Origin of the sequence: Oceanirhabdus seepicola (assembly GCF_023684385.1) — a bacterium.
Classification (GTDB): Bacteria; Bacillota; Clostridia; order Clostridiales; family Clostridiaceae; genus Oceanirhabdus; species Oceanirhabdus seepicola.
This window is the reverse complement of sequence record NZ_JAGSOJ010000006.1, coordinates 271,421-278,393: the sequence shown is the minus strand read 5'-3', so window position 1 is coordinate 278,393 and position 6,973 is coordinate 271,421. Positions and strand designations below refer to the sequence as shown.

The window sequence follows — 6,973 nt, the reverse complement described above, 5'->3', positions numbered from 1 at the left end:
TTGAATTAGGCTGTAGTCCAAGGGCTTCATTAGCATTGATGAAAGCTAGCCAAGCTCATGCTGCTATTATGGGTAGAGATTATGTTATACCTGAAGATGTAAAAGCTATGGCTGTGCATGTATTAAGTCATAGGTTAATACTAAAAAATGATATGAGTATCGGTGTAGATGCTTCAGAAAAAGCTGTACAAGACATATTAAGTTCAATAAACACTCCGCTAGAAGAAATATAGTAAAGGGTGATATTATGTTTATTAAAATAATGTTTATATGTTTAATTATCTGCCTTTTGATTATGATAGGAAATATAACAAAGGTTAAGGGGTTTGAAAATTTAAAAATAGAGAGAACTATAGAAAATAATAGAATACATCAAGGTGAATCTTTTGCACTAGAAACAGTGGTGGAAAATAACAAATGGCTTCCTATATCTTTTTTAATTATCAAACAAAAATTACCCATAGATTTTGAATATATTCAGAATATCAACATAGAGGATGCTGGAAAGAATTTTTTCCATGTTTCTATGTATAATATGATGAAATATGAAAGACGACGAAGAAAATACAATGTAACAGTTAATAAAAGGGGCACTTATTTATTTTATGATATGGAAATAACTGTTGGAGATGTATTTGGGTTTAGTTCTGAAACTAGACAAGTAGATAATTTTAATGAGGTCGTTGTATATCCTAAACTTATGGATTTGTGCAATTTTAAATTTAAAACAGTGAACTCACTTGGTGATAATATTATAAAAAGATGGATTTTTAAAGACCCTCTTTATATTAAGGGCATTAGAGAGTACAACATAGAAGATAGAATGAAAGATATACATTGGAAATCAAGTATGAAAATGAATAAACTTATGGTAAAAGAATATGATTATACCTCTGAAAGGGAACTTGTTTTTATAATTAATGTTCAATGTTGCGATATAGCATATAGTGGTATACTTAGCGATAGAATAGAGTCTGGTATAAGAATAGCTGCAACTCTGTCGCATAAGGCATTAAAAGACAACATACCTACTGGAATGTGGACAAATGCAAGGATAATTAGTAGGGATTCAAATCCTACTAATAAAGTCATACCAGCCGTTAATTCTTTTGAAAATATTATGGAATTATGTGGAAGAATGGATTATATAACTGAAGTTGACTTTGATAAATTTTTAGAAATAAATAGAAGAAATTTTAATAGAAATCAAACTTATGTTGTTATAACCTCTTACCTTAATGAGAGATGCTGCAACATGTTTAGCAAGTTAGCTAAACAAGGAATAAATATTAAATTAATTGATATCTCAAAAACATCAGATTTATGTAAAATTCAAGGGATAGAAAAACTTGACTTTATAGAGGAGGTAAAATAATGAGTTGGAATAGAGAGATTAAGACCTTATTAACTTTCACTATATTGCTTTTATCATTTATTATTTGGTCCTTTTTAATTAACCTATTTGGAGGAATAGATATAAATCATAATATGTTCTTAATTACCTCACTTGGATGCTTTATTATGCAACTAATATATAATAAATCAAATAATAAGAATAAAAAAATAATTTCTTGTGCAATTCCTATTGTATTTACGATACCATTATATTTTCTGAATCATACAATTTTTAGTGGTGCTGCATACAGCTTATACAATGTAGCAATGATAATTTATATTAACAGCATTGAAGAAAATGGGGTTGATTATAGTACTTATCACGACATGTCTTTAAAAGCATTAATAGTTTTTTTAATAGTGAGTGTATCAACTATTATAGCTGATCAAAAATTTGCTTCTGAACTTTTTAGATATTATGTTTTTTTACTAGTTGTCATTGTTATGCTGCTGCGAGAAAGTAGAAATTTCATGTTCAAAATTAGAAGTAAGTATTCAAAGTATTTTAATCTATTTATTTCAGGTTCCATACTTTTAGTGTGTTTTGGTAAAGGTGAAGTTATTTTAGATTTTTTTAAAAAGTACCTAATGCTTATAATTGACAAAACATTTGATGTCTTATTTTGGATAATTTCATTTCCACTTACACTTTTATTCAATGCTTTTTCAAAATTGGCTAAAAATATACATTCTGAAGATATGGAAGACTTAATCAATGCCCCTGATAAAATATTTAAAGATAAAGATTTATTTGAAGAAGCACTTACCCTACAAGAAAATGATAATAATAATTTTATATTTCAAGGATTAAAGATTATAGTTTTTATATTAATTGTGTTTTTACTTGTAAAATTTTTCTTGAAACTTATGAATAAGTCAAAAGTCTTAAAAGAAGACACAAAAGAAATAAGAGAAGAGATAAAAACATCAAAAGAATATAAAAAAAATGGCAAATTAAAAAAGATATTCAAAAAAATCTTCAGAGGAAATTTAAGTGTTAATATGAGAATTTTTGAGGTTTTTAAAGAATTTCAAATCACCACAAAAAAGAAGGAGATATTTAAGAAGTATATGACAGCCTCTCAACTTAAAAAAGTAACTAAAATGCATGTAGATACACCTAATGAGTTAGATGGAATGGCATTGATATACAATGAAGCAAAATTTTCAGATCACGAAATGACTGAAACACAATATACAAAAATTAAGGAAAATTATAGTGAAATAAAGAAACAGTTATAAATATACCCCAAATAAAAACAAGCAATCAAAACTACTTTTGATTGCTTGTTTTCTCTCTTACAATTGATATATTACATTTCGATAGTTATTTTTTATAATAATTACTTCTTCCTACTTCTCATAAATTCAATAAAATTCTTAATTTCTTTTATCTCAACTTCAGTGAATTCTGACAGATCAACTGTCTTATACTCATCTCCATAATTTTCTTCCCAAAGCTGACTTTTTCTCTTATTAATGAAATAGGTAGATATTGTTCCAGTAAGCATTCCTAAGAACCCTATTCCAACCAACATTAAAATCATTGCTGTTATTCTACCCCAAACTGTCACAGGTGCATAGTCACCATACCCTACTGTTGTTATTGTTACAAAAGCTGTCCAGATTCCATCCCACAAACTATGAATAGATTTTCCTTCCTCAAATCTATATAAGGTATAGCCGCCAACAAAAACTAAAGTTAAAGTTCCATATAAAACATATGAAAATGAATTCGTATTTATAAATTGCTTTATTCTAATTCCAATTTTCTTAATTTTTGATTTTTTAATTAACTTAATAGCTCTAATAATCCTGAATATCCTAAAAACAGAACTAAAAGGTATTATTGCAAGCAAGTCAAAAATATTATTTTTTATAAATGCTTTCTTATCCTTAGCAATTATCAATCTATAAACATACTCAACAGTAAAAATAAAATAAATCATTAATTCAATAAATCTATATATTTTAGTATGTCTAAATAATTCATATCCTAAGAAACGCACAACTGTATTTAGTACAATAAACCCAGCTACAATATTAATTGTAACTTCGTATATCATATTTATTCTTTTCTTCATTTGCTCCTTCATGCGGCTTGTTGATTCCTCCAAATGTTTAAACTATAAGTTTCATTTTCTCCTTCTAACTTTCGTAAATCACTCGTTTATACTTCTTATTTTTGTAAACATAGATATCGACTTTCAAGAGATCCATCACACGTAGTGGTTCCGTTTTTACTAGGTTTCTACATGCCCTATTGGCAATCCAATATGAATTTTCATTCTCTTTAGAAACAAGCTCCTTTACAATTTCAAATACTTGCTCCGGTAACTGGCGAGACAAGTCACTGAGATTATTTCCCACTGATACTCTAGGATAGGGATCACTTTCTTCAAAAAGTTGTCTTAGCACCTTTAAAGAAAACTCGGGATTTTTTAAAATCCACCTATTCTCCACAACAGGTCTTAAGGACTCACTGGCAAACCGCCTATGATTCGAATCTACTGATTGCGTTAAACTCAGTAGAAAAGCTTGAACTTCATTAGGATACTTTTTAGTGATTTTCCTAATGTACATCTGCGCAAACTCACGAATCTCCCAAATTTCATGGTTTGCTGCGTTCTTAAAGTATGGTAACGTCGCATCAATATCATTCAATCCATGATAAGATAACATTCCTAGTCCAACACATTTAGTCCTGAAAGAACTCAAATTTTTGTAAAGCACAGTGGCTATATGAAATACATCTAAATCTGACTCCTCCACCCTCTCATATAACGCTTTACTGAGTAACTTTACCACATATGTGATACCATATGAAATTCTCTTCTTATCAGGAATTGCCTTATGTAATTCTTGAAGAATGTTTTCAATAAGTTCATCAGTCTTTGCATATTCTGCTGTTCGCATTAGTGGTATCAGTTCATTCTCAATACGAGTATTCATCTTATCTAGTATTTCAATATTTAATATAGCCATTCAATCACCCTTTTAATTAATTTCTTTTACATAGAGCAAATTTTGATTAAATCAATTAATCTACTCGTATCATCTATAGTTGCTAATCTCACCTTACACATAAAAATTTTCTTCCTTTCAGTTATTTATTAAAAGTTACCTTCGTCTACCTACAATAAATAAATTAAAGTAGTGAATCTTTTTCTAATATTACTATATTAAAGAAACTTAATCAAATAACACCACTTCATATTGGTATTAGAATACGGTGACCCCGAAAACTATGTTTTATTCTTATTATTTTTAGTTATCCCAAATATTAATCTATCTTCATATTCATCAGTTCTCTTATTATAAGCAGCTTCCTTTTTAAGTCCTTCTAGCTGGAATCCTAACTTCTCACTTAATTTTATTGAAGCAATATTATCTGGATGTATTAATGCTTCTATTCTATGTAATCCGATTATTTCAAATGCATTTCTAATAATTTCATGAGATACCTCTCCCATAATATTTTGTCTCCAGTACCTTTTGTTAAGCATAAATCCTATCTCCGCTTGAGAGTTCCAAAAATCAAAATCATGAAGTGTAATTAATCCAATAACTGTATCATTTTCTTTTATAGCTATACACCATCTTATAAATTTTCTATTTTTAAAACCTTGCAAAAAAGCTTGTACAGCTTTTTGGGCTTGTTCAATTGTTTTCATAGCACTTATCGGCTGATATTTTACTGCACCTTCATCTGAATATATTTCATATAGTGATATGTAATCTTTCTCTTTCACTTCCCTTAAAATAAATCTTTCACTCTCAAGCTGTGGAAATTTGTCAAATTGATAATTAAGTTTACTCATTATGTTCTCTCCCTCTTTGATGATCTACTTTCGAATATATAATATTCAAATAACAATCTATATTAAATGATACCTTAACAAAACTTAACATAACTTATCTTAACATATTACACCAAAACAGCTATACTTATAGAGTAATGAAAAAAGGAGGAATAGTAAAATGAATACATTTCGCAATAATAAAAACTTTGTAGATTATTTATATGTTCTTATAGGAAATCTATTATTGGCTTTTGCAATCACTTCTATACTTAAACCTAACGGTCTTATAACAGGAGGTATCACAGGTATATCAATAATATTTGATAATATTATTGGCATAAAATATACTTATATTTATTATATATTGTCTATTTTAGTATTAATAAGTGCAAGAATATTTTTAGGAAAAAGAGAAGCACTAAAGATTGTTTTTATATCTATTTCATTTCCACTAATATTAATACTATTTGAACAAATAAACATTCGTTTTGTTGAAAATGATATGTTACTTGCATCTATATATTTTGGAATAATAGGTGGTGTAGGTTCAGGACTTATACTTAAAAGAGGATTTTCAGCTGGGGGAACTGATACTATTGCAAAGATATTACATCGTAGAATTTTTCCTTTTATAAGTATTAGTCAGATATTACTAGGCATAGATACTGCAATAATAGTTTTATCTGTATTTATATTTGATAGAAACACAGCTCTATATGCTATACTTTCGCAGTTTGTTCTAATGAAATCCATAGATACAGTATTATTTGGTTTGGGTTCTAAAAAGGTTAAAATTGAAATTATAAGTGATGAAAACAAGAAAATAGAAGATTATATAATAAGTTCAGTAAAAAGAGGAGTAAGTGCATACGACATTAAAGGTGGATATACAAATTCAAATAAAAGAAAGCTTGTATCAATATGCTCCCCACGTGAATCTATGTTAATAAAAAAGTTTATAGCAGAAGTGGACTCTAATGCATTTGTGGATGTACTTCCTGTAATATCAGTTTGGGGTAAAGGTTTAGGTTTTGATAGTTTAATAGATGAAGAGTAAAAACTACACCACCTAGGCTGAACTTTGAACAACATTCATTTTTAATCCTAAAGTTTCTATGATATAATTAATTCTTGAAAAGTCATACAGAACGGAGAGTTACTACATATGAAAAGAGAATTCAAAGGAAGTGCAATGCTTAATCCCGTTCCATTAGCATTGATTACTTCAAAAGACTTAGATACAGATAAAACTAATGTTTTTACTGTTGGTTGGATAGGAACTGCATGTACAAAACCGCCTATGCTGAGTATCGCTATTAGACCTGAAAGATATTCATATGAACTTATTAAAAAAAGCGGTGAACTAGTTGTTAATCTTCCAAGTGACAATTTAGTAAAAGCAGTTGATTTCTGCGGCGTAAGAAGCGGTAGAGAAATTGACAAGATTGAAAATTTTAATCTTACGCTTAAGGGAAGTACAAAAATTTCCACTCCATACATTGATGAGTGCCCTGTAGCGCTTGAATGTTCCGTTAGAGATATAATACCACTTGGAACTCATGATCTTTTCTTAGTTGATGTGCTTTGTTCACATGTAAATGAAAATATCATAGATGAAAAAGGTAAAATTCACTTTGAAAATGCAAATCTTCTACACTATTGTCATGGGGAGTATTACCCTATGGTTAATAAGAGTATAGGAAGTTTCGGATATTCTGTTAGAAAGAAAAAAAAGTCGAAAAATAAACCTAATAAAAAGACTAACAAAAAATAAC

Annotated in this window: 8 protein-coding genes; 5 read left to right on the top strand and 3 right to left on the bottom strand. The window is 28.6% G+C overall.

Annotation, left to right across the window (positions count from 1 at the left end; translation table 11 throughout):
* The 3 genes from KDK92_RS23115 to KDK92_RS23105 form a co-directional block, all read left to right on the top strand.
* A partial coding sequence (locus KDK92_RS23115; RefSeq protein WP_420852357.1) for an AAA family ATPase occupies positions 1–233 on the top strand: 233 nt, incomplete at its 5' end.
* Positions 234–247: 14 nt separating this feature from the next.
* Positions 248–1,375 carry a DUF58 domain-containing protein gene (locus tag KDK92_RS23110; protein ID WP_250861785.1) on the top strand — a complete coding sequence of 376 codons (1,128 nt, stop codon included), beginning with the start codon at positions 248–250 and terminating at the stop codon, positions 1,373–1,375.
* Positions 1,375–2,637: an ATP synthase subunit B family protein gene (locus KDK92_RS23105; protein WP_250861784.1), complete on the top strand. Its 1,263-nt coding sequence runs from the start codon at positions 1,375–1,377 to the stop codon at positions 2,635–2,637. The genes KDK92_RS23110 and KDK92_RS23105 overlap by 1 nt, the downstream gene beginning before the upstream one ends.
* A 101-nt stretch (positions 2,638–2,738) precedes the next feature.
* Here KDK92_RS23105 and KDK92_RS23100 read toward each other — a convergent pair whose 3' ends face one another.
* The 3 genes from KDK92_RS23100 to KDK92_RS23090 form a co-directional block, all read right to left on the bottom strand.
* Complete coding sequence (locus KDK92_RS23100; protein ID WP_250861783.1) at positions 2,739–3,479, bottom strand: potassium channel family protein; 741 nt, start codon at positions 3,477–3,479, stop codon at positions 2,739–2,741.
* Between the two features lie 64 nt (positions 3,480–3,543).
* Positions 3,544–4,380, bottom strand: a complete 837-nt coding sequence (locus tag KDK92_RS23095) for a hypothetical protein (RefSeq protein WP_250861782.1) — start codon at positions 4,378–4,380, stop codon at positions 3,544–3,546.
* A gap of 260 nt (positions 4,381–4,640) precedes the next feature.
* Positions 4,641–5,216: a GNAT family N-acetyltransferase gene (locus KDK92_RS23090; protein WP_250861781.1), complete on the bottom strand. Its 576-nt coding sequence runs from the start codon at positions 5,214–5,216 to the stop codon at positions 4,641–4,643.
* A gap of 160 nt (positions 5,217–5,376) precedes the next feature.
* On the opposite strand from KDK92_RS23090, the gene KDK92_RS23085 reads away from it, so the two are divergent.
* Together KDK92_RS23085 and KDK92_RS23080 are read left to right on the top strand one after the other, a co-directional pair.
* Entirely contained in the window at positions 5,377–6,255 is an 879-nt protein-coding gene (locus KDK92_RS23085; RefSeq protein ID WP_250861780.1) for a YitT family protein, read from the top strand.
* 108 nt (positions 6,256–6,363) lie between these two features.
* On the top strand, positions 6,364–6,972 hold the full coding sequence (locus KDK92_RS23080; protein WP_250861779.1) for a flavin reductase family protein: 609 nt from the start codon (positions 6,364–6,366) through the stop codon (positions 6,970–6,972).
* Position 6,973 lies beyond the last annotated feature (1 nt).